Raw genomic sequence first — 24,087 nt, 5'->3', positions numbered from 1 at the left:
ACGGTGGACCGCTACTGCGGGGACACGGCTCCGGCCGCCAGCCGGCGCTCCTCCAGGAGGCGCGCGACGTCCGCGACGGTGGTGGCGTCCAGCAGTTCGTAGTCGTGGATCTCGAAGCCGAGCCGGGTGCTGAGCACCGTGGCCAGCTCCGTCATGGCCACGGAGTCCAGGCCCACCTCGGTCCGGGTGGCGCTCGGGACGACGTCGTCCTCCAGGAACTGGAGATCGTCGATCAGGACCGTCCTGAGCAGTTCGTACGTATCTCCGGTCACGGGCGTGCTCCCCGCTTCGGCGGCCGTCTCCCCGCGGGCCTTCCGGAGGGTGAGCGCCACGTCCACGATGAGGTCCTCCTGGCCGGCCACCGCCTGGAGCCTGCCCAGCTCGAAGAAGACGTCACGGGGGTCGACCCCCTCGCGGCGGGAGATGTCGAGCACCCGGGTCTTGAACCCGGAGAAGACTCCGGCGAGCCCGCTGACGACCGCCACCGAGTCGATGGTGGGAGCGGAGTCCATCAGCTCCCGCTCGGCGATGTCCGCCGCGTCCAGGAGCTTGTAGAGGTCGATGCCGGTGGCGTAGCCCAGCCGCTCCAGGACGGGGACCAAGACCTCCAGCTGGGTGTTGCCCGCCCCGGCGCCGAACCCCCGGGCGCAGGCGTCGAGGATGTCGGCGCCGGCCTCCGCCGCGGCGACGGAGTTCGCCACCGCCATGCCGAGGTTGTTGTGGCCGTGGAACATCACCGGTACGTCGACGGCCTCCCGGATTGCGGCGATGCGCTCGGAGACGTCCGTCGGCAGGTAGTGACCGGACGAGTCGAGGATGCCCACGCCGGTCGCGCCGTACCCGACGAGGCGGACGCACTCCTCGGCCAGCCGCTGCGGGCTCGCCATGTGGCTCATCAGGAGCACCCCGTGGGCGTCCACCCCCGCGTCGCGCAGGAAACCGATGTGCCGCTCGGCCAGGTCCGCCTCGGTGCAGTGGGTACCGATCCGCACCAGGTCGGCCTCGTGGGCGATGGCCTTCCGCAGGTTCGCGACGGTGCCCCAGCCGGGCAGCATGAAGACGCCCATCCTGCTCTTCTGGAGGGCCTCCCGGACGACCGACAGCATCTCGTCGTCGCTGAGCCGGGCCTGTCCGACCTGGAGGGAGGAGGCGCCCAGGCCGTTGCCGTGCCCCACCTCGACCACGGGGACCGCCGCGGCGTCGGCCGCGGCCGCGTACGCCCGCAGCTGCTCGCGGCTGAGCTGATGGCGGACGGCGTGGTGACCGTCGCGCAGCGTCGGGTCGTGGATCAGCACCGGCTTTCCGGCCGCCGGACCGGTGCCCGTCGCGGGGCTCGTGACGTCCGGGCCGGTCGCCCCCATGGCATCCCCGCCGTGTGTACCTGTCCCGCTCATGCCCGCTCCCTCTCGACGGCCGCGCGGCGGCCCGCCGTGTACTGCTCGGCGATGTGCAGCGCGGCGGAGTTGATGATGTCGATGTTTCCCGCGTACTTGGGGATGCGGTCCCCCCGTGCGGTGACCTCGACGGCGATGAAGGCCCTGCCGTCGTTCACGGTGCACGCGGTGACGTCGTATCCGCCGGCGAAGGCGCGGACGCCCGCCGCGGCGCTCTCGACCAGCGCGCTCACCGACTCCTGGGTGAGGTTGTCGCCGTACAGGGACATGGCGACCCGGAAGGTGGCCGGGGGGCGGGCGGGGCTGATGTTGAGGATCGACTTGACGTCCTTGGCCCCGGTGAAGTCGCGGACCGCGTCCTGCGTCGTCTCGACGTACTCGTCGAGGTTGAGCCGGGTGGAGCGGCCGACGCTGAGGGTGGCGGCGGTGGTGACGACCTCCACGTAGTCGAGCCGGTGCCGGCGCGAGACGGCGTGCAGGAGCGGGATCGACGCCTGGCCCCCGCAGCTGACCATGTTCACGTCGGTGCAGGCCGCGGCCGCCGGTCCGTTCACGGTCGGCACCACCATCCGGCCGACCCTGCTGGGCGTCAGGTCGATGAGGGTGGTGCCGAGCGGGGCCAGGAGTTCGGCGTGCCGCGCGTGCGACATCGCGTTGGTGGCGTCGAAGACGATGTCGAAGGGTTCGTCGGTCTCCGTCAGGGAGCGGATGCCGTCCGTGGAGGTCCGCACCCCGAGCCTGGCCGCCTGGCGCAGGCCCGGCGTGCGCTCGTCCCGGCCCACGATGAGCCGCAGGTCGAGCGCGCCGGAACGCAGCGCCTTGGCCGCCAGATCGACACCGATGAGGCCCGCTCCGAGCACCGCCACGGACAGCCGCCCGTCGTCGTTCATGACTGGCCCTCCATGCTGAGCGAGACGGAGCCGAGGGCGCCGAAGGAGGCCTTCGCCGTGCCCCCCGGCAGCAGGTCGACCGCGGCGGCCCAGGCACCGGCGAGGACGATGTCGCCCGCACGGACCCCCTCGCCGAAGGTGTGCAGAATCCGCACCAGGCAGGCCACGGACTCCGCCGGATGCCCCAGAACCGCCGAGCCGTGCGCGGTGTGGACGGTGGTGCCCGCCTCGAACACCATCTGCTCGGCCGCCAGGTCGATGCCCTCGGGGGAGACCTCCGCGCCGAGCACGGCCAGGGCGCAGGAGGCGTTGTCGGCGACCGTGTCCACGAGCTGGATCTTCCAGTCCGCGATCCGGCTGTCGAGCACTTCGAGCGCCGGGAGCACCGCGGCCGTGGCGTCGAGTACGTCGCGTGCCGTCACCGAGCCGCCGTGGAGGTCCTCTCCCATGCGGAAGGCGAGTTCGCCCTCGACCTTCGGGGCGATGAACCGGTCGGGACGCAGACAGACACCGTCGGGGACCAGCATGTGGTCGGCCAGATAGCCGAAGTCGGGCTGGTCGATGCCGAACATCCGCTGGATGGCCTCGCTGGTGATGCCGATCTTGTGCCCGGCGAGTCGAGCCCCGTCCGCGAGGTCCAGCGCGCGGACCTCGCGCTGGATCGCGTAGGCATTGGCCACGGTGAGGTCGGGGTGGCGGGCGGAGAGCGGCGGTACCGGCCGGCGGTCGCGCCCCGACGCCCGTAGTTCGGCGGCGAGTTGTCGGTGCAGAGCCTGCTGTGGTGACGATGTCATGGCAGTGGGCCGACCGAGGATGCCGTCCGGCCGGCCCGCCCCCCCCTTCACAGTGATATCGGATCTCGATGCTGTGCGATTGGTTCTGCACCTGCCGAGGCTCGGATGGGCCTCGTGCCGCACAGGCGCGGGATCAGCGCCTGCGCAGCTCCTCCAGGGGCACCGATGGCTCGGCGAGCACCTGCTGGAACGTGGTGGCCAGTCGGTCGGTGTGCGGGCCCAGTGCGCTGTCCTCGGTGATTTCCAGGAGCAGTTCGAGTGTCCCGTCGTGCTCCCCGACGGTCACGGTCGCGGGGCGTGCCGTGGCCTGGCGCGCCCGCACCACAGGGGTGGCGGTGGTGCCGAACATGCCGGGCGGGAGCGGGCCCTCGAAGTTGAACGCGATGAGACTCTCCGGCTGTCGCCGGTAACGCCGCTCCTGCAGGACCCGGTAGAGGCCGGAGGTGCTCTTGGAGACGCTCAGGATCTGCTCCTGGACGGCCTTCGCCACGTCCGTCACCGTGGCGGTGCCGGGGAGGTCGGCGACGACCGGCAGCAGGTCCACGCAGAAGCCCATGAGCGGCTTGTCCGTGTGGCGCGGCTGCCCGGTCTGATGGGCCATGACGAGCGCCTGTTCCGTGCCGAGGAGCAGCGACGAGGCGGCCGCGAGCGCCGCGAGGGCCGCGGTGTGCTTCGTGACCCCGCCGGCCCGGGCGAGTTCGCCCAGCTCCGTCAGGCTCCGCGCGGGCAGGGTGTCCGTGCGGGTGACCGGCTTCCAGGGCCCCTCCTCCAGGAGCGGGACCGTGTCCCAGACCGCGTCGAGCCGCTCCCGCCACAGGGCGCTGTTCGCGTCGAACCGGGTGTCCTCGTCCTCGCGCTTCCACCGCGCGTACTCCAGGAAGCCGGCCGGTTCGCGCAGGCCGTCGTCCGCCGCTCCACCCAGGTAGCAGGCGGACAGCTCCGACCACATGACGCCGAGGGACCAGCTGTCGACCACCACGTGCGGCGCGGTGGCCTGGAGGTACGCGGCGTCCTGCGTCTGGACGAGGTGGAAGCGGAAGAGGGAGGGCGCCGTCAGGTCCACCGGCTTCTGGGCGGACCGGTGCAGCAGCGCCGCCACGTCGTCGGGCGAGGCGTCGCTCAGCGTGCTGACGGCGAGGCCCGGCACGGCGCGCGTCAGCGTGCGCTGGAAGTCGCCGTCCTCGTCGAACGCGGTCCTCATCGCCTCGTGCCGCTCCGCGACCCGCTCGACGGCGTGCCGCAGCCGCTCCACGTCCACCGTGCCCTCGATCCGGAGCACGTCGGAGACCTGGTAGGACTCGCCGAGTTCGCCGCCCAGCTCGGTGGCCAGCCACAGCAGCTTCTGGCCGTCCGTCAGGGGCGCCTGGCCGACCACGGCGGGCGGCGGCTCGGGGGCGGGCGTGGGGGCGTGAGCGGGTGTGGGAACGCGCGGTGCGTTCGGAGTGTGCGGCGCGGGCGATGGGCGGGACGTGTCCCACTGGCCGCGCGCGGCGACCTCCGCGGCGGTCTCGGCCACGGCTTCCACGATCCGCGCGCAGTCCGCTTCGGTGTGGGCGGTGCTGAGGAAGCAGGTGCCGCCCTCCCAGACGTAGATGCCGCGGTTGAGGAGGCCGAGGCTGAACATGTCCTCCGCCAGCGGGCCGCCCTCGACGTTGAACCGGAAGAGCGAGGAGAAGTGCTCGACCTCGACCGGATATCCGTGGGCGGCCGCGTGCGCGTTGATCCGCCCGGCCAGGAACGCCGTCAGGCCGGTCAGCGCGTTCTGCAGCCGGGGCGACTCCTTCTTGAGGTGCCCGATCATCTGCTGGGCCACGGCCATGGCCATCGGATGCTTGCTGAACGTGCCCGCGAAGACCATGCTGGGCCGCTGCGGGAAGCCGACGTCCCCCTCCCGCCAGCGCCCGCCGTCGATGGGCGCCATGAATTCCGCGTCCCCGGCGATGACCCCGAGGGGCATGCCGCCGCCGATGACCTTGCCGTAGGTCACCAGGTCGGGACGGATGCCGAAGTACGCGGCCGCACCGCCCTGGTGGCACCGGAAGCCGGTGATGATCTCGTCGAAGACGAGCGCGATGCCGTGGGCGCCGGTGAGCGCCCGGAGCCGGTGCAGCAGTTCGACGGGCTGGTAGCCGGGGCGGCGGCTCTGGACCGGCTCGACCAGCACCGCGGCCAGCTGGTCGGCGTAGGACTCGAGGACGGGCAGGGCGGATGCGTCGTACGGCAGGATGAGGGCGTCCTGGGTCATCGAGGGCGGTGTGCCCCGGCCGAGAGCCGTGGCCTCGCCCGGCTCGCCCCCGGCCCGTGGCGCGACCAGTACGCCGTCGAAGGTGCCGTGGTACGACCCGGTGAACTGCGCCACGAGCCGCTTGCCGGTCCGGGCGCGCGCCGCCCGCACGGCGCCCATCACCGCCTCGGTGCCCGAGGAGGTGAAGGCGACCCGGTCGACGCCGGTGAGGGCGGCGATACCGCGGGCCACGTCACCCGCGGTGGACGACTGCGGCCCGATGAGCAGGTCGGAGGGGTCGAAGGAGTTCAGGGCCGCGGTGAGCGGCGCCGACGCGTGACCGAGCATGTTGACGCCGAAGCCCATGCAGAGGTCGAGGTACTCCCGCCCGTCGGCGTCGGTGAAGCGCGCCCCCGCGCCGCGGACCCCCACGATCGGGTAGCTGACCTCGCGGCGGTTCTTGCGGGAGATCAGGTTGCGCTGGTCGGCCAGCGCGTACCGGTTCTCCTCGGTGATGCGCTTCGACAGCACGGTCCGCCGGGCCCATTCGGCCTCCGCCTGCAACGGCTCGGCGCCGCCCGCGGCCGCGGCCGACGGCTCGGTCGGACGCGGCGGGGGGACGGACCGCGGAACGGGGACGGACCGCGGGACGGGGGCGGGCAGCCGCTCGGCGGCCACGGCGGGAGCCGCGGATGCCGCGGGCTGCCGTACGAGCTTCTCCGCAGGGCTTGGTACGGGCTCCCGCGCACGGCCCGGCGCCGGCGCCACGCCCTTGAGGTGCTCACTCATGGCGGCACAGGAATCCAGGTCGAAGAAGAGCGGCTGGACGTCGAGGTCGACCCCGTACTCCGCCGACAGGGCGTCCGCGAGCTGGATGAGCAGGAAGGAGTCGTATCCGAGTTCGATGAAGGAAGCGTCCGGCCGTACGTCCTGCGGCGGCACCCCCACGAGTTCCGCGACGATCCGCCGCACTCCGGCGTCGACCGCTGCCGCCTGCGCGGGGGAGAGCGCCGCGCGCGGCCGCGGGACCTCCACGGCGGCGCGGGCCTCGGGTGCCGCGTCCGTCCGGCCGGTGTCGGGAGTCGGCTGTGCCTCGGTCTGCATGGGCGGCTGTTCCTCCTGGGCACTGTGGTCGAACGCGTAGGTGGGGGCGTGGATACGTGACGGGGCGCCGTCCGTGCCGGTCTCCCGCTCGCGCTCTCCCAGCGTCTCCACGGCGTGGTCCTGATCCGCCGTCCAGGCGGAGGCCAGCAGCCGCGCCCGGCTCGACGCGTCGTAGCCCGGCTGGTTCTTGGTGGTCATGGCCCGCGCATCGGCGCCGAACACCTCGCGGACGAACGGGGTGACGCCGGCCTCGGAGTCCAGGACGTGGGCGAGCTCCACACCGTCCGCGCGGAGCTTCCTCATCGCGTCGCCGAAGCGGACCGTACGGACCAGGTGCCCCGCCCAGAAGCCGGGATCGCGGGCCGTCCCGGCGTCCAGCCAGTCTCCCGTCGTCGGCGACAGCACGCGGAGATCCGGTGGCCGCAGGTCGACCTGGGACCACACCGCCCGGTACTGCTCGAAGACGTCCCGCAGGACCTCGCTGTGGTACGGGTGCGCCACGGGCACGCGGACGCCGGCGATCCCGTCGCCCCGCAGCCGGGTCGCGACCAGGTCGACGGCGCCCGCCTCGCCGCTGAGCATGCAGTCCCTGGCGCCGGGAACGATGGCCAGCGACACGGCGGCGCCGAGATAGGGGGAGACGGCCTCCTCGGACAGGCGTACCCGGATCATCCCGCCCGCCGGAGCGTCCCGCAGGAGCCGGGCCCGCTCCGAGAGGACCGCGGCGGCCTCGCCGAGGCCGAACACGCCCGCGAGCACTCCGGCGGCCAGCTCGCCCAGGCTGAATCCGCACAGTGCCGGTGGCCGCAGCCCGTCGGCGAGCAGCGACCGCCCGATCGTCACGGACTGGACGAGAAGGGCGAGTTCGGTGAGGCGCGGTTCGGGCTCGGGGACGGACGCGCCGGAGAGCATCTCCCCCACCGCAGGGCGGTCGTCGGCCGGCAGCGCCCGCAGCGCCTCGGAGAGCAGGTCCGCGAAGCCGTCGATGCCGGCTTCGGCCGAGGTGAGGTCTCCCGCCGGCCTTCCCTGGCCGGGCAGGACGAGGACGCCGCTGTGCTTGCGCGTCGCGAGCCGGCTTCCGGTGCGCCAGACGGCGACCTCGTCATCCCGCTTGGTGACGACGACCGCTTCCCGGTGCGGCAGGAGGCGCCGTCCGGTGCGCAGCGTGCGGGCGAGGGCCAGGAGGCGCCCCGGATGCCGTGCGGCGTACTCCGCCACCCGGTCGGCGGTGGCCTCGGCGCTGCGCCGCGTGGCGGCGGAGACCGGGAGGACGGCGACCAGCTCGTCCGGTTCGTCGGGCGTGACGGCGGCCGGTGGCTGTTCGAGTACGACATGCGCGTTGGTGCCGCCGATGCCCAGGGAACTCACGCCGGCCCGCCGCGGCGTCCCGCTCGCCTCCCATTCGCGGGAGCTGTCCGGCACGAACAGCCGGTCACTCGTCGGTTTGATCCGCGGATTGCGCTCCACGAAGTTCGCGACCGGGGGGATGCGGCCGTGGTGGACGACCAGCGCGGCCTTGATGACGCCCAGGATGCCCGCGGCGGCACCCAGGTGGCCGACATTCGCCTTGGTCGCGCCGAGGGCGCACCGCACGCCCTCCGCCCCCAGGGCCTGTTCGACGGCCGCCCATTCGACGACGTCACCGATGGCGGTGGCGGTGCCGTGCGCCTCCAGGTAGCCGATGTCGCGCCCGGCCACGCCCGCGGACGCCAGCGCCGCGCTGATGACGCGGCTCTGCTGCTGCACGCTGGGCGCGGTGAAGCCCATCTTCCGGTTGCCGTCGTTGTTGATCGCGCTGCCGCGGACGACGGCGTGGACGGCGTCCCCGTCGGCGATGGCCCGCTCCAGGCGCTTGATCACGACCGCGCCCGCGCCGCTCCCGGTGATCATGCCGTTGGCGGCGGCGTCGAAGGGGCGGCACTGGCCGTCGGCCGACCAGGTGGCGCCCTCCTGGTAGTAGTAGCCCGCCCGCTGGGGGAGTTCCACGTTCACCCCGCCGGCCAGCGCCATGTCGCACTCGCCGGAGAGCACGCTCCGCGTCGCCAGGTGCAGGGCGACGAGGGAGCTGGAGCAGGCGGTCTGGACGGTCAGGCAGGGCCCGCGCAGGTCCAGCGCGTAGGCGATGCGGGTGGCGAGGTAGTCGTTGTCGAGGAGCGTCGTCCAGTTGATGGCTTCCGACAGCTTCAGGGGGCGCGTCACCTCCCCGTACCGGCTGTCTCCGATGCGCTGCGTCACGGAGATCGGTGAGGCGCCGCCGCCGGCCGCGAACAGCCCGATGTCTCCGGGGTGGCGGGACGGGTCGTGGCCGGCGTCCTCCAGTGCCTCCAGCGCCACCTCCATCATGACGCGGTAGTTGAGGTTGAGCCCGTCCGCCTCTCCGGGGCTGATGCCGAAGGCGGCGCCGTCGAACGCGTCGTAGCCGTCCAGCGGGGCGGCCACGGGGACGTAGCGATTACGTACGCCGGGGTCCAGGCCGATGCCCTCGCGCCGGCGGTCCTCCTCCTCGACCCGCACCATGCCGGTCGCCCCGGCCTCGGCGCCGGCCCACAGCGAGCGGTAGTCGGCCGCGCCCGGAACCCTGCACGCCATGCCCACGATGGCCAGCGGCTCTTGCACCTGCTGCTCCTTACCTGAGCCCGTCGTCGTGTCCCCCACCCGCGCTCCGGGACGCACGGCCGCCGCGTGCGACCGCCGTCGCGGCGGCGACACCGCAGCGGTGGCGCCTCACCCGCCCGCCGCCACCGTGTCGGCATCCAGTTGCGAGGCGAAGTCGCGCAGCTGCGGGTGGTCGAAGAGCAGGCGCAGGGTCGCGCTCTGCGAGACCTGCTGGCGCACCGCGGCGGTGATCGGCCCGACCAGCAGCGAGTGCCCGCCCAGCTCGAAGAAGTCGTCGTACGGCGACTCCACGGGGACGCCGAGCACGTCGGCCCAGATGGCGGCGATGGCCTTCTCGACGTCGGTGAAGGCGGGGGCCCCTTCGGCGGACACGCGGTCGGCGGACACGTCCGGCTCGCCCTGGGCCGGGGACGCGGAGCCGTCAGTGGCCGTCCCGTCCTCCGCGCGTCCGGGGACGCGGGCGAGAAGGTCGTGCAGGCCGAGCGAGGTCATCGGCGCGTCGGGCTGTGCCAGCAACGCCACCAGGATGTCCTGGTACGCGGCGGCGTAGCCGTGCGCGACGTCGTCCGGGTACGTGCGCCGCGCGTACTCCCAGTCGAGAGCGATCCCCGCGGGGGTGATGTCGCAGGCCACGTGCAGGTCGAAGGGTCCCTGCACGGTGCGGGCGTAGACCTCCGTCATCTTGCCCTCGTCCAGCTTCAGGCTGCCGACGGCGCCCGCGGTGAACACCGTCTGCAGGATGCCCGCGCCGGGCTGCTGCTCGGCTTCGGCGTCGGCGACCATCCTGCTGAACGGCAGGTCCTGGTGGTCGATGGCGTCCATGAGGTCCAGGGAGACCTCTTTGAGGGTGTCGGTGAACGTCCGGGACAGGTCGATCTGCGACCGGACGACGATGGTGTTGGCGAACACGCCCACGGTGCGGTCGAATTCGGGTGTGCGGCCGCTCGTCGCCATCCCCAGCGCCGTCACGCTCTCCCCGGTGGCGGCCGCGATCATGACCTTCATCACCGACAGCAGGACGGCGAACGGCGTCGCCCTGGTGTTCCGGGCGCAGGACGACAGCGACTCGTGCTGCGCTTCGTCGAGCGTGACGGTGACCATGGCCGTGTCGCGTGCCACGGGGGTACGCGTGCCGGTGCGGTCGGCCCCGGGCAGGACGCTGCCGGTGGTGCCGGCGAGCTGCTCCCGCCAGTACGCCGTCTCCTCCTCCAGGGTGCCGTCGTCGAGCGTGGCCAACTGGCCTTCCACGAAGGCGCTGTAACCGGGCGGGACGGGGCCGAGGTCGGGCTCGATGCCCCGGCGGGCCGATCGGTACAGCTCGCCGAACTCGTCGAGGAGCACACCCATCGAGAGTCCGTCGCACACGATGTGGTGAGCCACCAGGACGAGGGTGGTGCGGCTGTCGGACACCTGAATGGCGGTGAGCCTGATCCCGGGCTCGGTGAGCAGGTCGAACGGCCGGTTCGCCGCGGTGCCGATGGCCGACTGCAGGCGTTCGGACCGCGCGTCCTGCGCCAGGCCGCGCAGGTCCACCACCTCGACCGGGACCGGCAGCGGGTCGTGCGAGACGACCTGGACGACGCCGGTCTCCGTGTCGCGGAAGGTCGTGCGCAGCGCCTCGTGGCGCCGCAGCAGCCCGTGGAACGCGGACTCCAGCGCGGTGAGGCTGAAGGCGCCGTCGAAGTGGAAGATCTCCAGCATGCTGTAGGCGGGGCTCGTCGGGTTCAGGCGCCAGAACAGCCAGATGCCCTCCTGGAGCGGGCCGAGCGGCAGCGTCTTGGCGGTCGGGTCGACTCCGTCAACGGTCACGCCACGTCTCCCATCAGGTGACGGAGGTCCCGGATGGTCCCGGCCCGGAAGAATGCGCGCAGCCGGATTCTGACCCCGAACTCTTCGCGGATGGTCGCCAGAACGTGGAGCGCGTCGAGTGAACCGCCGCCGAGGGCGAAAAAATTGTCCGCAGGTGTGCAGCGGACATTCAACCTGTCGCCCACGATGGCGATGAGCCGATTCTCGACGTCGTCGACAACGGAATTGAGAGCGGGATCGACAGCGGGATCAACCGCAGCTGTTTCGACTTCACCGACGCCCATATACCCCTCCAGTGCTTGACATCAGCCGTGCAGCAATGCGTTACCAGGAGATATGCAATTGGTTGATTCGGGGCCGAGAGCAGGCAATCGGAGCCGTCTGTGGCAGCGAATGGCCATCGAGGCCGAAGAAGTTGATGTCGGCAGGAGCTTCCGGAATTCCCATGACGCCCACCCGTAGCTGGAAGATTCCCTGCCCGTGTGTCGGCGCGGCGGACGATCTGCTGCCTCGCTACGCTGATCATCGAGTCCGCGTCATAGTACGCAAGCCGTTCCCCGCCCCGCAAGACCCGTTCGGGCAAAGGGAGTTGGGCGACGCGCGGACCTGCGCGCACGCACCCCGCGCGGTCAGGAGAACATGCTTTCGCGCGTTCCCCGAGCGGTCGTATTTCTTGATCAGGAATGGCTTCTTCAATTCACCCGCTCTTCGGTGTCGCGGACCTGTGACGCGACCATCGCGTCCACCGTGCGGGCCAGCTCGGCCAGGTCCTGGGCTTTGTAGTGCATGCCCACGGAGAGCGGCAGCCCTTCCGCGCGGGCGGCGGCGATGACCTGGACTACCAGGATGGAATGCCCGCCCAGCGCGAAGAAACTGTCCGTCGTCCTGATTCCCTCCTTTCCGAGTACGCGACTCCAGATCTCCGCGAGTCGCCGCTCGGTGGGCGTGGCCGGGGCGGGCCCCCCGGTATCGGCCGGCACGGCGGCCGGCGCGGGCAAGGCCTTTCGGTCCAGCTTGCCATTGGCATTGAGGGGTATCGCGTCCAGCTCGACAAAGGCCGACGGGAGCATGTATTCGGGCAGTGACTTCGCCATATACGCCATGAGCGCGTCGGCGGGTGCCGTGCCGGGGCCGCCCGTCGGGACGACGTAGCCGACCAGCCGCGCCTCTCCGTCGTCGGTCCGCGCGACGACCGCGGCCTCGTCGATCAGCGGGCAGCGCGACAGCACGGAGGCGACCTCGGCGGGCTCGACCCGGTAACCGCGGATCTTCACCTGGTCGTCCGCGCGCCCGAGGAATTCCACCGCCCCCGCGGCGTTCCACCGCACCACGTCCCCGGTGCGGTACAGGCGGGCACCGGCCGGGCCGAACGGGTCCGGTACGAACCGCTCCGCCGTCGGACCGGGCCGCCCCACGTATCCACGGGCCACTCCGGTACCGCCGACGTACAGCTCGCCCAGGCCGCCGACCGGCACGGGCCGCAGCCGCCCGTCCAGCACGTGCACCCGCATGCCCGGCAAGGGCCGCCCGATCGGGACCACCCGCGTCGCCGGGACGTCCACCGGCACGGGGTGGACCGTCGTGCCCACGGTCGTCTCCGTCGGCCCGTACTCGTTGATCAACCGGTCCGGGCCCAGCCACTTCGCCCAGCGGGAAGCCAGCCCCCCGGGCAGCGCTTCCCCGGCGACGACGACCACGCCCGCCAGCCCCGCGGCCTGGTCCGCCGTGAGCTGACTCGACAGCACCTCGAGGTGCCCGGGGGTCAACTTGAGGAAGCTGAAGGGGCCTTGGTCGATGAGCCAGTCGCCCAGCTCGTCCAGTCCGCCGTCCGGATCGAACAACGCCACCCGCTGTCCGGCGCACAGAGGGGCCCACAGATTCGGCACCACCAGGTCGAAGGCGACCGACGAGAACACCGCGCCGCCGCCCGTGCCCCTGCCGGCCAGCTCCCGCGCAGCCCAGGCCACGTGGTTGCCGAGGCTTCGGTGCGAGACCAGCACGCCCTTCGGCCAGCCCGTCGACCCGGAGGTGAACACCACATAGGCCACCCCGTCGGGGTGGATCACGACGTCCGGCCGGTGTGCGGGCCGTACGGCGACGAGCGGCGCGTCCCCCTCCACGTCGATGACCGTGCCCTCGTACCCCGCCACGGAACCGCCGCGCGTGATCAGTACGCGGGCCCCGGCGTCCCCCAGCATGCCTCCCACCCGCGTCCCCGGCAGCGCCGTATCCAGGGGTACGAAACCGGCACCGGCCTTCCACACCGCCAGCAAGGCCACCATCAGCTCGACGCCCCGCTCCAGCAGCACGCCGACCACCGATTCCGCGTCCACGCCGGCCGACCGCAGATGGTGGGCCAGTCGATTGGCCCGCTCGTCCAGCTCCCGGTACGTCAGCGACATGTCACCGCACAGCACGGCCACCGCATCGGGCCTTCGCGCGGCCTGCTCCTCGAACATCTCGACGACGGGGCGCTCCACCACCGGCCCCGCGCCCATCGACCACTGCCGCACGGTCGCCGCCTCGTCCTGGGGCACGACGGCGAGCGCGGCGAGCCGGGCCCCGGGGTCCGCCGCGGCGGATTCCAGGAGCCGCCGGAACTGCGCGGCCAGGTACTCCAGGGTGCGATGCTCGAACAGGGCGGTGTCGTACGCGAAGGTGCCGTGCACGGTGCCGTCGGCGGCGGGACGCATCACGAGCGTGACATCGGTGTGCGGCTGTCGCACGGCGTCGACGAAGGCTGCCAGGTCCGTCAGGCCGGTGGCCCGGTCCCCGCCTTCCTGCTCCTGGTCGTCCATGTCGAAGGCGACGCGGTACAGCGGGCCGCGGGGCTCGTCGCGCTCGGTGGCCAGCTTCTCGGCCAGGCGGTCCGACGGAAGCTCGGCGTGGGCGAACGCCTCCTGGCACATGTGCCGCACCCGGTCCAGCGCCGCGGCGAACGTCTCGTCGCCGTCGAGTGTGCAGCGCAGCACGACGTCATCGGTGAAACAGCCTACGAGGCCGCTGAGTTCGGGGCGCCCGCGCCGCGCGACGGATGTGCCGATGGGCAGGTCCCACTGGGCGGTGTGCCGGGCCAGCAGCGTGGCGTAGGCGGTCAGCAGCGTCATGAAGGGTGTGGCACCGCGTCCGCGTCCGATGCCGGTCAGCGCCGCGACGATGGGGGCGGGCACCGTGAAGGACACTCCCGCGCTGCCGCTCCCGTCGCCGGACGGGGGGCGCGGCCGGTCGGTGGGCAGAGTCACCAGGGTGGAGCCGTCCAGCACGGCTCGCCAGTGGGTCGTTTCGCGCTCCGTCACCTCGTCCGTCAGCCGGGTGCGCAGCCGGACGGCGTGGTCGGCGTAGGGCACGCCCAGAGGCAGGGTCGCGGTCCGGCCGGTGGCGGCGGCCGAGATCAGCTCGTGGAAGTCCCGCCGGAGGATCTGCGCGGAGAGGTGGTCGCAGGCGATGCGGTGCACTGCCAGGACCAGCACGCGCTGCCCGTCGTCGCGTGTGCGCACGAGCACGGCTCGCAGCAGCGGCCCGCGGGCCAGGTCGAAGCCCTGGCCGAGCAGGTCGTCGCGCAGGTCCGCGAGGCCCTCCCGGGTCACCTCCGTCTCCTGGAGTTCCACGGGGGCGGGGTCGTCGACGTACTGGCACGGTTCGCCGCCCTCGACGGCGTACCTGGTGCGCAGGGCGTCGTGCCGCGCGACCAGGGCGTCGAGGCAGTGGCGTACCGCGGCGGCGTCGGCCCGCGGCGGGATCGGCAGGAGGATGCCGGCCGCCCGCTCGGCGCTCTTCGGGTTCGTCCGGTCCAAGGCCCACAGGCGGTGCTGGCCCGGGAAGCACGGCAGGCCGCCGCCCGGCGCCGCGGCGCTTGCGGACCGAACTGGCGAGCCGCTCGTGGCCGACTCGGACGTCATGGATGCTCCTGGAGTGCTCTGTGAGGGAAGTCAGTCCGACATGGCGACCAAGATCTTCCGCGGTCCGGTGAAGGGGCGGCGGCCATGGCCGACCAGGACGTTGTCGATGAGGAGCAGGTCACCCTCTTCGCGCCAGTCGACGTCCACGGCGTGCTCCAGGCCCCGGTCGCGGATCTGGAGGACGTAGGCGTCCGGGATCGGGCTGCCGTCGGCGAAGGTCACCGACTGCGGGAGTTCGTCCGCCGGCATGATCTGCGCGAGCGCCTTCGCCGTGTCGTCACCGAGTGAGGCGGGGTGCCACTGATCGGCCTGGTTGAACCAGACCTCGGCGCCCGTCACGGGGTGGCGCAGCGTCGACCGGCGCACCTGACTGACGCGCAGAGCGTCATCGGGGCCCCAACTCCACTGGGCGTCCGTGCCCTTGAGGAAGGCCTCGACCTCGTCGCGGTCCTGCGTCTCGAAGGTCTCCTGCCAGCTCTTTCCGAGTCCGCTGCCGCTGTGCAGGTTCTGGGTGTAGAGCACCCCGTGCCCGAACGCCTCACAGACCTCGTCGTCCAGCGACTCCAGCCACAGCGCCCCGTCGACGACGGGGGTCGCGCCCTGCGACGCGGGGGCGACCGCGCAGTAGAAGGCGAGCCGGGTGGGCCAGGCGTGGGCGTACGACATCTCGTTGTGCAGGGAGATGGTGTAGGCGGGCGGGTACTCCGTCGACGTATAGACGTTGGAACCGACCTTCGTACGCGGGGAGTTGCCGTGTACGTAGGCGATGCGGTGCGGCAGGAGGCGGTCGAGGACCAGGTCCAGGCCGTCCTCGGGCACATGGAAGCCGCGGAAGACGACGGCCTTTTCGCGTACCAGCAGGTCGCCCACGTCCGTGGAGCCGAGATATCCCGCCAGTGCCTCCGCCGTGGCGTCCGCGCCGACGTCCTGCGGCCTGACCTCCAGCGGTGTCCAGCCGTTGCGATCACTCATGATCGGATCCTCACGTGGGGCCTGCCGGGGTGCGCCTCGCGTCCATCGGTGCAGCCGTACGACAAGCCGCTACCACGGGGTGCACGGGTGTGGGCGGGCTAGGGGCGCGGGCGCGTGGGGTCGGCGTCGCCGGCGGTCGTTTCCACGCTGTTCACGTGCGACGTGAAATCGGCCACCGTCGGATGCTCCATCAACGCGACAATGTCGGCCTCGATGCCCAATTGCCGGCTGAGACGGTCGGCAAGGGCCATCAGCTGCAATGAGTGGCCGCCGAGATCGAAGAAATTGGTGTGAATATCCGCGTCCGGGATGCCGATGACTTCGGCCCAGATACGGGAGATTTCCTGCTCTTGCACCGGCATGGCTGACCGACTACCCCCGCTCATTCGGCAGACCGCTGAGTCCGCATCATGCTATACAGCCCGCCGCGTGCGGAACAAGGCCCAACTCGCGTTGCATTCAAGGCAGTTGAGGCAGTGGAGCTGTTCGGGTCCCGCCGGAGTGACTGTCCGGAGAATTCCCGCCCCGGCGCGAGCGCATGCGACGCGTCGCGCCCCCTTTGGGTGACGTCCCGGAAATTGACATGTCCCGGCAATGCGGGTCGGTGATCATTCTTCGGGGCCGTCGGCGGTCGTGAGCGGAAAATGACCGACCGGTGAATCGGGGTCCGCCAGACCGGCCGCCGTGAGCGCCAGCAGGCCGCTCTGCCATTGCCGCGCCGACGCCTGGTCGAACCTGGCCGCCGCGTATTCGATCTCACCGACCAGCCCCTCCTTGCCCTGCCGCATCATCAGGCTCAGCGCGACCCGCGCGGTGCCCGTGTGCACGAAGTGCTCGGTGATGTCGAGCCCGTCGATGCCGGCCTGGTCGTCCAGCGGTGTGGACTGCAGCGAGAAGGTCGTGTGGAACAGCGGGCTCTGCCCGCCTCCGCCGCGCCGCTCCAGGCTCTCCACCATGTCGGCGAGCGGCAGCTCCTGGTGGGTCAGGGCCTCGGTCAGCGCATCGTCGGTGCGTGAGATCAGTTCACCGAACCGCATGCCCTCGGCGAAGCGCACCCGGACCGGGACCGTGTTCGCCAGGTAGCCGATCACGTCCTCGGTGCCGGGTCGGTTCCGGCAGGCCATCACCACGCCGACCACGATGTCGTCGCCGCCGCCCGTGCGGTGGAGCGCCGCCATGAAGGCGGCGAGCAGCACGGTGAAGGCGGTGGTCCCGTACGCCCCGGCGACGCGCTCCACGTCGGCCGGGGCGACGGCGCCGGGCGGCAACGGCACCGCGAACCCGTTGGTGCCGGTTCCGCGCGGGGAACCGGGTGCGATGGCCGGCTGGTACCCGTCCAGCCGGGTACGCCAGTACGCACGCTGCTGGTCCGCCTCCGCGCCGCGCAGCCAGCGCTGCTGCCAGGCGGCGACGTCACCGTACTGGACGGTGGGCTCGGGCAGCGGCGCGCCCTCGTACAGCGCGGTGAGTTCGCGCCAGAAGACTCCGACGGACCAGGCGTCGAACACCGCGTGGTGCACGTCGAGCAGCCACAGGTGCTCCTCGGCGCTCACGCGGAAGCAGGTCGAGCGCAGCAACGGCCCCGCGGTCAGATCGAACGGGAGCGCCGCATCGGCCATGGCCCGGCGGGAGGCCTCGGCCCGGTCCGGGACGACGGTCAGTGCGGTGCGCACCGGGCCGGCGGGCCGGATGTGCTGCCGGACCGTGCCGTCGCGCTGCTCGAACACCGTGCGCAGGGCCTCGTGCCGGGCGACGAGCGCGGACAGCGCGGTGTCGAGGCGGTCGAGGTCGAGCGGGCCCCGGATGAGATAGCCGAGCGGGATCGCGTAGGTCGGCGCGCCGCGGTGCACGAGGTCGAGGAACCACAGGGCCTGCTGCCCGCGGGAGGCAGGAATGCGGTCACCGCGGTCACCCGTCGCCACGACCGTGCCGTCGGACACGTCCTGGCCGCGGCCCTGCTTCACCAGGGCCGCGATCCCCGCGACGTGCGGCGCGGCCCGGAACTGAGCGAAGGTCAAGGCGACGCCGGTCACCTCGGAGACCCGGCTGAGCAGTTGCAGGGCCCGCAACGAGTCGCCGCCGGCCGCGATGAGGTCCTCCGCAGGCCCGACGCTCCTGCCGTCGAGCACGTCGGAGGCGAGGAAGGCGACAACGCGCTCCAACGCGGTCATCGCGGCCGAGTCGGGGTGGTCGACGCGCGGCGGTCGCACCGCGGGGAGCTGCGCGCGGGCCACCTTGCCGTTCAGCGGCGAGCGCGGGATCTGGTCCATGACCACGATGGTCTGGGGCACCATGGCCTCGGGCAGCAGCCCGGCGGCTTCGGCGCGGATCGCCGCCTCCGGCACGTCGGCCTCGACGTACGCGATGAGGCGGGCGCCGTAGGGCGGATCGTCGGCGGTGACGACGGCCACGTCCCTGACCCCGCGGCAGCGGTGGAGGGCGCTCTCCACCTGGCCGGGCTCGACGCGTTGCCCGCGGATCTTGACCTGCCGGTCCGAGCGGCCGAGGAACACCAGGGTCCCGTCGGCGCGACGGCTGCCGCGGTCGCCCGTACGGTACATGCGGGCCCCCGGAGGGCCCTGGGGGTCGGGAAGGAACCGGGCGGCGGTCGCGCCGGGCGCGTTGTGGTAGCCGCGGGCCAGCGGCGGACCGCCCACCCAGATGTCCCCGGGGGTGTCGTCCGGCACCGGGCGCAGCACGTCGTCCAGGATGACGATCTTGGCGTTCGCGTGTGGGCGGCCGATGGGCACCAGCGCGTTGTCCGGATCGGTGGGGTGCTCCCGGTGGGCGCTGTCCGGCCGGTACAGCGCCACGACGATCGTGGTCTCCGTGGGCCCGTAGCCGGCCATCCAGTCGACCGCTTCCGCTCCGGGGACCCGGTACCAGGCGTCGAGCTTGGCGGCGAGGATCTTGTCGCCCCCGATGTAGACGCTGCGCAGTCCGGCGGGGAGGTGGACCAGCCCGGCGGTCAGGTCGTCCACCCACTGGTGCCAGTAGGCGCTGGGCAGGCTCACCGTCGTCACCGCGAGCCGGACGATCATGTCGGTGAGTTCCCAGCTGGAGAACCGGCGCTGGGCGGGCATGACGACGGCGGCGCCGGCGAGCCATGCGGGCACGATCTCTTCCAGCGCGGCGTCAATGCCCATGGTGGTGAATTGCAGGACCCGGTCCATGGGCCCGAGCGCCAGCTCGTCACGGATGGAGCGGGCGTGCGCGGCGAGGCTGGCATGCGCCACGACGACGGGTTTCGGCTTACCGGTCGAACCGGACGTGAAGACGCAGTAGGCGAGATTGGCCGGGTCGTTGGTGAGTGCCGGGTCGTTGGTGAGTGTGGAGGCGAGGCCTGGTGCACCGGGCAGGTCACCGCCCCCCGGCCGGGCCCGGCCCAGATCGAGGCCGTCCAGGTTCACCACCGACAGGCCCGAAGTGTCCACTGCGGCAGGCCCGTTGAGAATGACTACGGCGATCGCGGCGTCGGCGATCATCGTCTCGGCGACGCTGCGCGGCAGGGCGGGGTCGATGGGCACGTACGTCCCGCCGGCCTTCCACACCGCCAGCAGCGAGACCAGGAGCAACGGCGACGGTTCCATCGCGACGCCGACCAGGGTCTCCTGCCGCACGCCCTCGGCGGTCAGCAGACCGGCGAGCCGGGCTGCCCGCTCGTCGAGTTCACGGTAGGTGAGAGTGCCGCCGTCCCAGACGACCGCCACGGCATCCGGCGTTTCCAGAACTTGTGCTTCGACGAGCTGATGGACACAGCGATCGGACATCAGAGTTCCCTATTTCCGATTCGAACCGAATGGGGGGCCGGGTATGGGCACGGGACGGGATCGACAGCCGGATGTGTCCGATGCCTTCGATTCTTCAGACGCCTGCCGACTACTGGCTCAACAAACCAGGTCGGGCGACAGCGGCCGGTACTCCATCTCCGCCTTCTCGGTGGCGGGTACGTCGAACACCGCGGTCACTCGCTTGCCGCGGCGCACCGCAGGGATACCGGCGCGGAGTGCCTTGGTGACCGAGGTCGCCCGCGAATGCCAGGGGCACACCAGCCGCGTGGTCCCAGGGCTGAAGGAGGCCAGGTGCAGTGGGCCGCCGCGATGCGAGCAACGAGCCATGAGAACGAATTCCCCTGCCGTGGTCCTGGCGTAGACGTACGGCTTTCCCGCGAGGACGACACAGTTTCCTAGGCCGTCCGTTTCCCACGTTACGACAAGCATTTCCGGTAGTCCCCCACGGAATGGATCTCGTACACGCACTCTTCGGACTCGATACTGGCGCCGTGCAGCCGCTGTCGGGGGATCACCATGCCCTGGCCGGCTTCCAGAACGTGGTGGGAATCGAGGCCGCAGACCACCTTCATGGTTCCGGAGACGACATGGCACAGGACGTCTTCGTCGTGCACGAACGTATTGGTCAGCTTGCCGCGAGGTTCGACCAGCCGGGTCACCGGCGCGGTGACCGTGCCGCTGTCGATGGCGGCCCGGACGGGCCCGTGCAGGTCCTTGCCGGCGGGCTCGCCGTCCATCCAGCGGATCTGATCGACGAGGTCGCGGTCGGCGATCACGTTGATCGCCTGGAGTTCCTCGAAGCCCCGCACGATGTCGGGGATCACCCCCTCACCGCACCGCTCGATGATGGGCCAGATCAGCTTGTCGATGGCCATCCGGCTGTGGTGCGTGTCGATGTGCACATGCTCGTCGAAGTACGTGACGTCGGCGGAGTCGCCGAACACCTTCCTCATCATCTTCGACTGGGACCGGCAGTCCTCGATCAGGGCGGTCTCCGTGTAGTACAGCGCGCCCAGGTGCCGGAAGAAGTTCTCGTGGTTCTTCGCCAGGAAGTGGAAGTAGTTGTTCATCATGAGACTGCTGGACAGATAGAACTGCCAGTAGTGGTGCACGTCGGACCGGAGACCGACCGATTCCAGGGTGTTTTCGTAGAGCCGACTGTGTTTGGTCTCGTGCACGCCGTAGCCGTACTCGTCAATGATGATCTTGAACCACTCGGACTGCGGGTTTCCGTAGTTGCCGAGCGCGTTGCGGACCATCGGCGAGGCTTCCGACAGGAAATCGGCGGCGAATTGCAGCAGGTACATGCGTGCGGCCCGTTCCGGGTCGCTGGAGTTCTCGACCGCCCGGATCGACGGCGAATCGCCGTTCGGCGGATTCTCGGCGAAGGCCTCCAGATATGACCGGAAGCTGTCGCGTGTCCATTTACCCGTCACGTGCACTTCGTCGTCGAGGAAGCCGTACGCGTGCCGTTCCAGGGCCGGCCGGATCATCTCGCCGAGCGTCCGGTTCGACGCGTTGTAGAAGGCGGAGAAGTCCTCCCGCTTTTCGGCGAACCCGGTCGGCGGCAGGTACATCATGTCCGCCTCGTAGATGGACGTGAGGAGGCGCTGAGCGGCGAGGGCGGAATTGCCGAGGATTTCCGACGCCGGCAGAACCCGGCTGAAATCGAGGTGGCCGAGGTCCTGCGGCCGCATCTGCCGCCGGTACGGATTGTCTTCGTTGAACCATTCCGCGCTGTCCTGGTACACCGGGTTGGCACCGTACTGCGCGACGGCTTCTCGCAGCGCGTCGGGGGACAGGGGATAGGGATACGGGGCATGAGTGGGCGGGCGGCCAGCGGTCATCGTGGGCTCCTAGTGACATCGTCGGCGGGGTTGCGGGCACGGATGGGCCTGACGCAATCCACCGAGGCTCGCGAGGAAGCACCCGGCCACGTGGGTTCGTCCACGGGAGTCACGCGTGCTCGCTCTGTGGGTGCGCATCGGGAGGCGGCCCCCTGCACAGGGACGGCCCCCTTCACAGAGACAATCCCTTGCACAGAAGGGGAGTTGATGTGCCGGGCACGATCGGTGCGCGCCGTCGTGCGCTGGGCGCACAGGCAGAGGGCCGTGCGCTTGGTACGCGGGGAGGGCGGTGGGGTCGTCGATGCCCGGCAGCCCAACTGCCCTGCTCGGGCGCTTGTGTTGGGGAGTCTGGCGGGTAATCCACGACCCCCCGGACCTACGGTACAGACTCCGCCCGTACGGGCTCCGGCGACCCGCCCCTCGGCTTCCATGGCCGGACCCACCTTGCCATCGCGCACTACCGACCCCCGTCCACCGAGACCCAGCAACCCCGTAGCTTTACGCGTGCGGACTCAAGTCACCCTGCATCACGCGTAGTTGATCCTCCCTCGGGCACCAGGGCCGTGCAACCCGCTCGACCCCGGGGCGCGCCGCGCCCCAACTGGCGCCAGTACAGAGCTGGTTGACGTGAACTGCTCAACTCCGCCTGTTCCTAGGCTGGTTGGGGCTCACCGCCACAGGCAAAGACTCGCCCCTAGTTCCATCTACCGTAAAATACACACAAGTTGCGCGCATGGTGGGCAATTCTGCTAGGCCGTTACAGTGGTCCGCTCTCATGGACCGGGGCCGGTCCATCCGTCTCAACTACCTAGGGGGAAACGCCAGTTGTACGACCATCCGAATACCGCACCGCCCGTACGTCTCGTCCCGCTGAGCGGCCGGGAGGCCGATGGTCCGCCGCTCTTCCTCGTCCACGCCGTCGGCGGGACCGTGCGCGCCTACAACGCCCTGGCGAAGGGTCTCGCCGGCACCTATGCCGTGACCGGTATCGAGGCGTTCGGCATCTCTGACGGCGAACCGGTCGACAAGCTGACGGAGATCGTCGAGCGCTACACCGCGGCCGTGCGCGCCGCGCAGCCCGAGGGACCGTACCGGCTCGCGGGCTGGTCGATGGGCGGAATCGTGGCGTTCGAGATGACGCGGGAGCTGGAGCGCCAAGGCGCCGCGGTGGAGTTCACCGCCCTGATGGACGCCCCGTTCGAGGACCCTTGCCCCATGCCGGACGTCGAGACGCCGACCGAGTCACCGGAACTGCGCACCCACTTCGCCGAGGACGTCGCCGGCACCCTCGGCCTGGACATGCCCGCGTCCGCGGACGCCGACCCCCTGGGCTGGCTGGCGACCACCTTCGGTCGCGGGCAGGCCCAGTACGTAGACCTTGCGCGGGAGGACCTGGAGCGGCGCTTCACCGTCTTCCGCGCACACTTCCACGCGGTGGAGCAGTACCGCCCCAGCGGCATGGTGGACGCCGAGCTGTGGCTGCTGTTCCCGACCGACTCGATCATCCCCGATCACCCGGCCCGCTGGGCGGAGCTGACCCGCACCCGGGCACGGCACGCCGTGGTGGAGGGCGATCACCACTCCTTCTTGAAACCACCCGTCGTCAACCAGGTCGCAAGCTTCCTGAGCGGCTCGTGCATCCAGCGTGAAGGCTGAAGTGCGGACGGTGGCCCCAGGCGGACGACCACGGTGAGCAACCGAAGGCCTTCGTAGCGTCGCTGCGCGAAAACTCGTCGCTCCCGTCGGGTGAGCTGCTGTTGAGAGCGGCACCGACCCGCAACTCTCGGCCGCCCTGGAATCTCGGCCTTTGTGACGCAGCCCGCCCCCACCGCTGTGGTGACACGTCAGCACGGCAAATGGAGACAAAAACACCCCCCTGACCGCGTTTCCGCAGGTCAGAGGGGTGTACATGGGTGGAGCCTAGGGGAGTCGAACCCCTGACATCTGCCATGCAAAGACAGCGCTCTACCAACTGAGCTAAGGCCCCGAACGATGCGCCGGACCGGAAGAACCACCTCCCGGCGTGCGTCGCAGACCAGAGTACCGGGTCTCCCCCCGGATCTCGCAAAAGGATTGGGGGTCCCGGTCGACGACCACGCTCCGTAAGATGCACGACGTGGTTCGCGGCAGCGAACCGCGGTCTTAGGGGAAGCGATGGGGAGACGCAAATGGACGCCGCACAGCAGGACACCACCGCGAGAGCACGAGAGCTCCAGCGGAACTGGTACGGGGAGCCGCTGGGGGCGCTCTTCCGTCGCCTCATCGACGATCTGGGCCTGAACCAGGCGCGCCTGGCCGGGGTCCTCGGCCTGTCGGCGCCCATGCTTTCCCAGCTGATGAGCGGTCAGCGCGCCAAGATCGGCAACCCCGCGGTCGTCCAGCGTGTCCAGCTGCTCCAGGAACTGGCCGGCCAGGTCGCGGACGGCAGCGTGAGCGCCGCCGAGGCGACCGACCGCATGGACGAGATCAAGAAGTCCCAGGGCGGCTCGGTGCTGACCAACACCGCGCAGTCCACGACCAGTTCGGGCGCACCGACGGTCAAGCGCGTGGTACGCGAGATCCAGTCACTGCTGCGTTCCGTCGCGGCGGCCGGTGACATCATCGACGCCGCGGACTCCCTCGCCCCGACCCACCCGGAGCTGGCAGAGTTCCTCCGGGTGTACGGCGCCGGGCGCACCGCGGACGCGGTCGCCCACTACGAGGCGCACCAGAGCTGAGCCGTCGACCGGGCCGCCACGCGGCCCGGA

General features: G+C 71.1%; 14 protein-coding genes, 1 tRNA gene and 1 pseudogene. 2 read left to right on the top strand and 14 right to left on the bottom strand.

Translation table 11 applies throughout. From position 1 onward, the window contains the following. Window positions 1–11 precede the first annotated feature (11 nt). The 13 genes and pseudogenes from J2N69_RS18895 to J2N69_RS18840 all read right to left on the bottom strand — a co-directional run bounded on the left by J2N69_RS18895 (window position 12) and on the right by J2N69_RS18840 (window position 21,340). The gene (locus tag J2N69_RS18895; protein WP_230904771.1) at window positions 12–272 is read right to left on the bottom strand and encodes an acyl carrier protein; all 261 of its coding nucleotides are present in this window, start codon (window positions 270–272) and stop codon (window positions 12–14) included. 36 nt (window positions 273–308) lie between these two features. Next, window positions 309–1,361, bottom strand: a pseudogene (dmpG, locus tag J2N69_RS18890) (4-hydroxy-2-oxovalerate aldolase); the annotation flags it as partial. A 29-nt stretch (window positions 1,362–1,390) separates the two neighbouring features. Continuing rightward, window positions 1,391–2,284, bottom strand: coding sequence for an acetylating acetaldehyde dehydrogenase (locus J2N69_RS18885; protein ID WP_230901831.1), 894 nt, complete (start codon window positions 2,282–2,284; stop codon window positions 1,391–1,393). Then, window positions 2,281–3,078 carry a 2-keto-4-pentenoate hydratase gene (locus tag J2N69_RS18880; protein WP_230901830.1) on the bottom strand — a complete coding sequence of 266 codons (798 nt, stop codon included), beginning with the start codon at window positions 3,076–3,078 and terminating at the stop codon, window positions 2,281–2,283. Before J2N69_RS18880 ends, J2N69_RS18885 begins: the two co-directional genes overlap by 4 nt. A gap of 133 nt (window positions 3,079–3,211) precedes the next feature. Further along, a complete protein-coding gene (locus J2N69_RS18875) occupies window positions 3,212–9,022 on the bottom strand; it encodes a type I polyketide synthase (protein ID WP_230901829.1) in 5,811 nt (1,936 codons plus the stop codon). Window positions 9,023–9,130: 108 nt separating this feature from the next. Next, window positions 9,131–10,831 carry a condensation domain-containing protein gene (locus J2N69_RS18870; protein ID WP_230901828.1) on the bottom strand — a complete coding sequence of 567 codons (1,701 nt, stop codon included), beginning with the start codon at window positions 10,829–10,831 and terminating at the stop codon, window positions 9,131–9,133. Continuing rightward, entirely contained in the window at window positions 10,828–11,115 is a 288-nt protein-coding gene (locus J2N69_RS18865; RefSeq protein ID WP_230901827.1) for an acyl carrier protein, read from the bottom strand. Before J2N69_RS18865 ends, J2N69_RS18870 begins: the two co-directional genes overlap by 4 nt. A gap of 408 nt (window positions 11,116–11,523) precedes the next feature. After that, the gene (locus J2N69_RS18860) at window positions 11,524–14,730 is read right to left on the bottom strand and encodes a non-ribosomal peptide synthetase (protein WP_230901826.1); all 3,207 of its coding nucleotides are present in this window, start codon (window positions 14,728–14,730) and stop codon (window positions 11,524–11,526) included. A 30-nt stretch (window positions 14,731–14,760) separates the two neighbouring features. Continuing rightward, window positions 14,761–15,702, bottom strand: coding sequence for a TauD/TfdA family dioxygenase (locus J2N69_RS18855; protein ID WP_230901825.1), 942 nt, complete (start codon window positions 15,700–15,702; stop codon window positions 14,761–14,763). Window positions 15,703–15,800: 98 nt separating this feature from the next. Continuing rightward, complete coding sequence (locus J2N69_RS18850; protein ID WP_230901824.1) at window positions 15,801–16,064, bottom strand: acyl carrier protein; 264 nt, start codon at window positions 16,062–16,064, stop codon at window positions 15,801–15,803. A 246-nt stretch (window positions 16,065–16,310) separates the two neighbouring features. Beyond that, a complete protein-coding gene (locus J2N69_RS18845; protein WP_230901823.1) occupies window positions 16,311–19,472 on the bottom strand; it encodes a non-ribosomal peptide synthetase in 3,162 nt (1,053 codons plus the stop codon). A 117-nt stretch (window positions 19,473–19,589) separates the two neighbouring features. Beyond that, complete coding sequence (locus J2N69_RS36680; RefSeq protein WP_408056747.1) at window positions 19,590–19,922, bottom strand: Rieske 2Fe-2S domain-containing protein; 333 nt, start codon at window positions 19,920–19,922, stop codon at window positions 19,590–19,592. Next, window positions 19,910–21,340, bottom strand: a complete 1,431-nt coding sequence (locus tag J2N69_RS18840; RefSeq protein ID WP_230901822.1) for an iron-containing redox enzyme family protein — start codon at window positions 21,338–21,340, stop codon at window positions 19,910–19,912. Before J2N69_RS18840 ends, J2N69_RS36680 begins: the two co-directional genes overlap by 13 nt. An 825-nt stretch (window positions 21,341–22,165) precedes the next feature. Here J2N69_RS18840 and J2N69_RS18835 point away from each other — a divergent pair. Then, entirely contained in the window at window positions 22,166–22,996 is an 831-nt protein-coding gene (locus J2N69_RS18835; RefSeq protein ID WP_230901821.1) for a thioesterase domain-containing protein, read from the top strand. A 258-nt stretch (window positions 22,997–23,254) separates the two neighbouring features. On the opposite strand, the gene J2N69_RS18830 is transcribed toward J2N69_RS18835, so the two are convergent. After that, a tRNA-Ala gene (locus tag J2N69_RS18830) sits at window positions 23,255–23,327 on the bottom strand. Between the two features lie 181 nt (window positions 23,328–23,508). Here J2N69_RS18830 and J2N69_RS18825 point away from each other — a divergent pair. Further along, window positions 23,509–24,057 carry a helix-turn-helix domain-containing protein gene (locus J2N69_RS18825; RefSeq protein ID WP_127909386.1) on the top strand — a complete coding sequence of 183 codons (549 nt, stop codon included), beginning with the start codon at window positions 23,509–23,511 and terminating at the stop codon, window positions 24,055–24,057. The last annotated feature ends 30 nt before the right edge of the window (window positions 24,058–24,087 follow it).

Origin of the sequence: Streptomyces huasconensis, assembly GCF_021028635.1 — a bacterium.
In the GTDB taxonomy this organism is placed as follows: Bacteria; Actinomycetota; Actinomycetes; order Streptomycetales; family Streptomycetaceae; genus Streptomyces; species Streptomyces huasconensis.
Note: the sequence above shows the minus strand (reverse complement) of the source record. Positions and strands in the feature narration are given on the sequence as shown.

Bases quoted from the DNA above. Each gene is read 5' to 3' on its own strand.
- J2N69_RS18885 (WP_230901831.1), bottom strand. From the start codon at position 2,284: ATGAACGACGACGGGCGGCTGTCCGTGGCGGTGCTCGGAGCGGGCCTC.
- J2N69_RS18880 (WP_230901830.1), bottom strand. From the start codon at position 3,078: ATGACATCGTCACCACAGCAGGCTCTGCACCGACAACTCGCCGCCGAA.
- J2N69_RS18865 (WP_230901827.1), bottom strand. From the start codon at position 11,115: ATGGGCGTCGGTGAAGTCGAAACAGCTGCGGTTGATCCCGCTGTCGAT.
- J2N69_RS18860 (WP_230901826.1), bottom strand. From the start codon at position 14,730: ATGACGTCCGAGTCGGCCACGAGCGGCTCGCCAGTTCGGTCCGCAAGC.
- J2N69_RS18855 (WP_230901825.1), bottom strand. From the start codon at position 15,702: ATGAGTGATCGCAACGGCTGGACACCGCTGGAGGTCAGGCCGCAGGAC.
- J2N69_RS18850 (WP_230901824.1), bottom strand. From the start codon at position 16,064: ATGCCGGTGCAAGAGCAGGAAATCTCCCGTATCTGGGCCGAAGTCATC.
- J2N69_RS18845 (WP_230901823.1), bottom strand. From the start codon at position 19,472: ATGTCCGATCGCTGTGTCCATCAGCTCGTCGAAGCACAAGTTCTGGAA.
- J2N69_RS36680 (WP_408056747.1), bottom strand. From the start codon at position 19,922: ATGCTTGTCGTAACGTGGGAAACGGACGGCCTAGGAAACTGTGTCGTC.
- J2N69_RS18840 (WP_230901822.1), bottom strand. From the start codon at position 21,340: ATGACCGCTGGCCGCCCGCCCACTCATGCCCCGTATCCCTATCCCCTG.
- J2N69_RS18825 (WP_127909386.1), top strand. From the start codon at position 23,509: ATGGACGCCGCACAGCAGGACACCACCGCGAGAGCACGAGAGCTCCAG.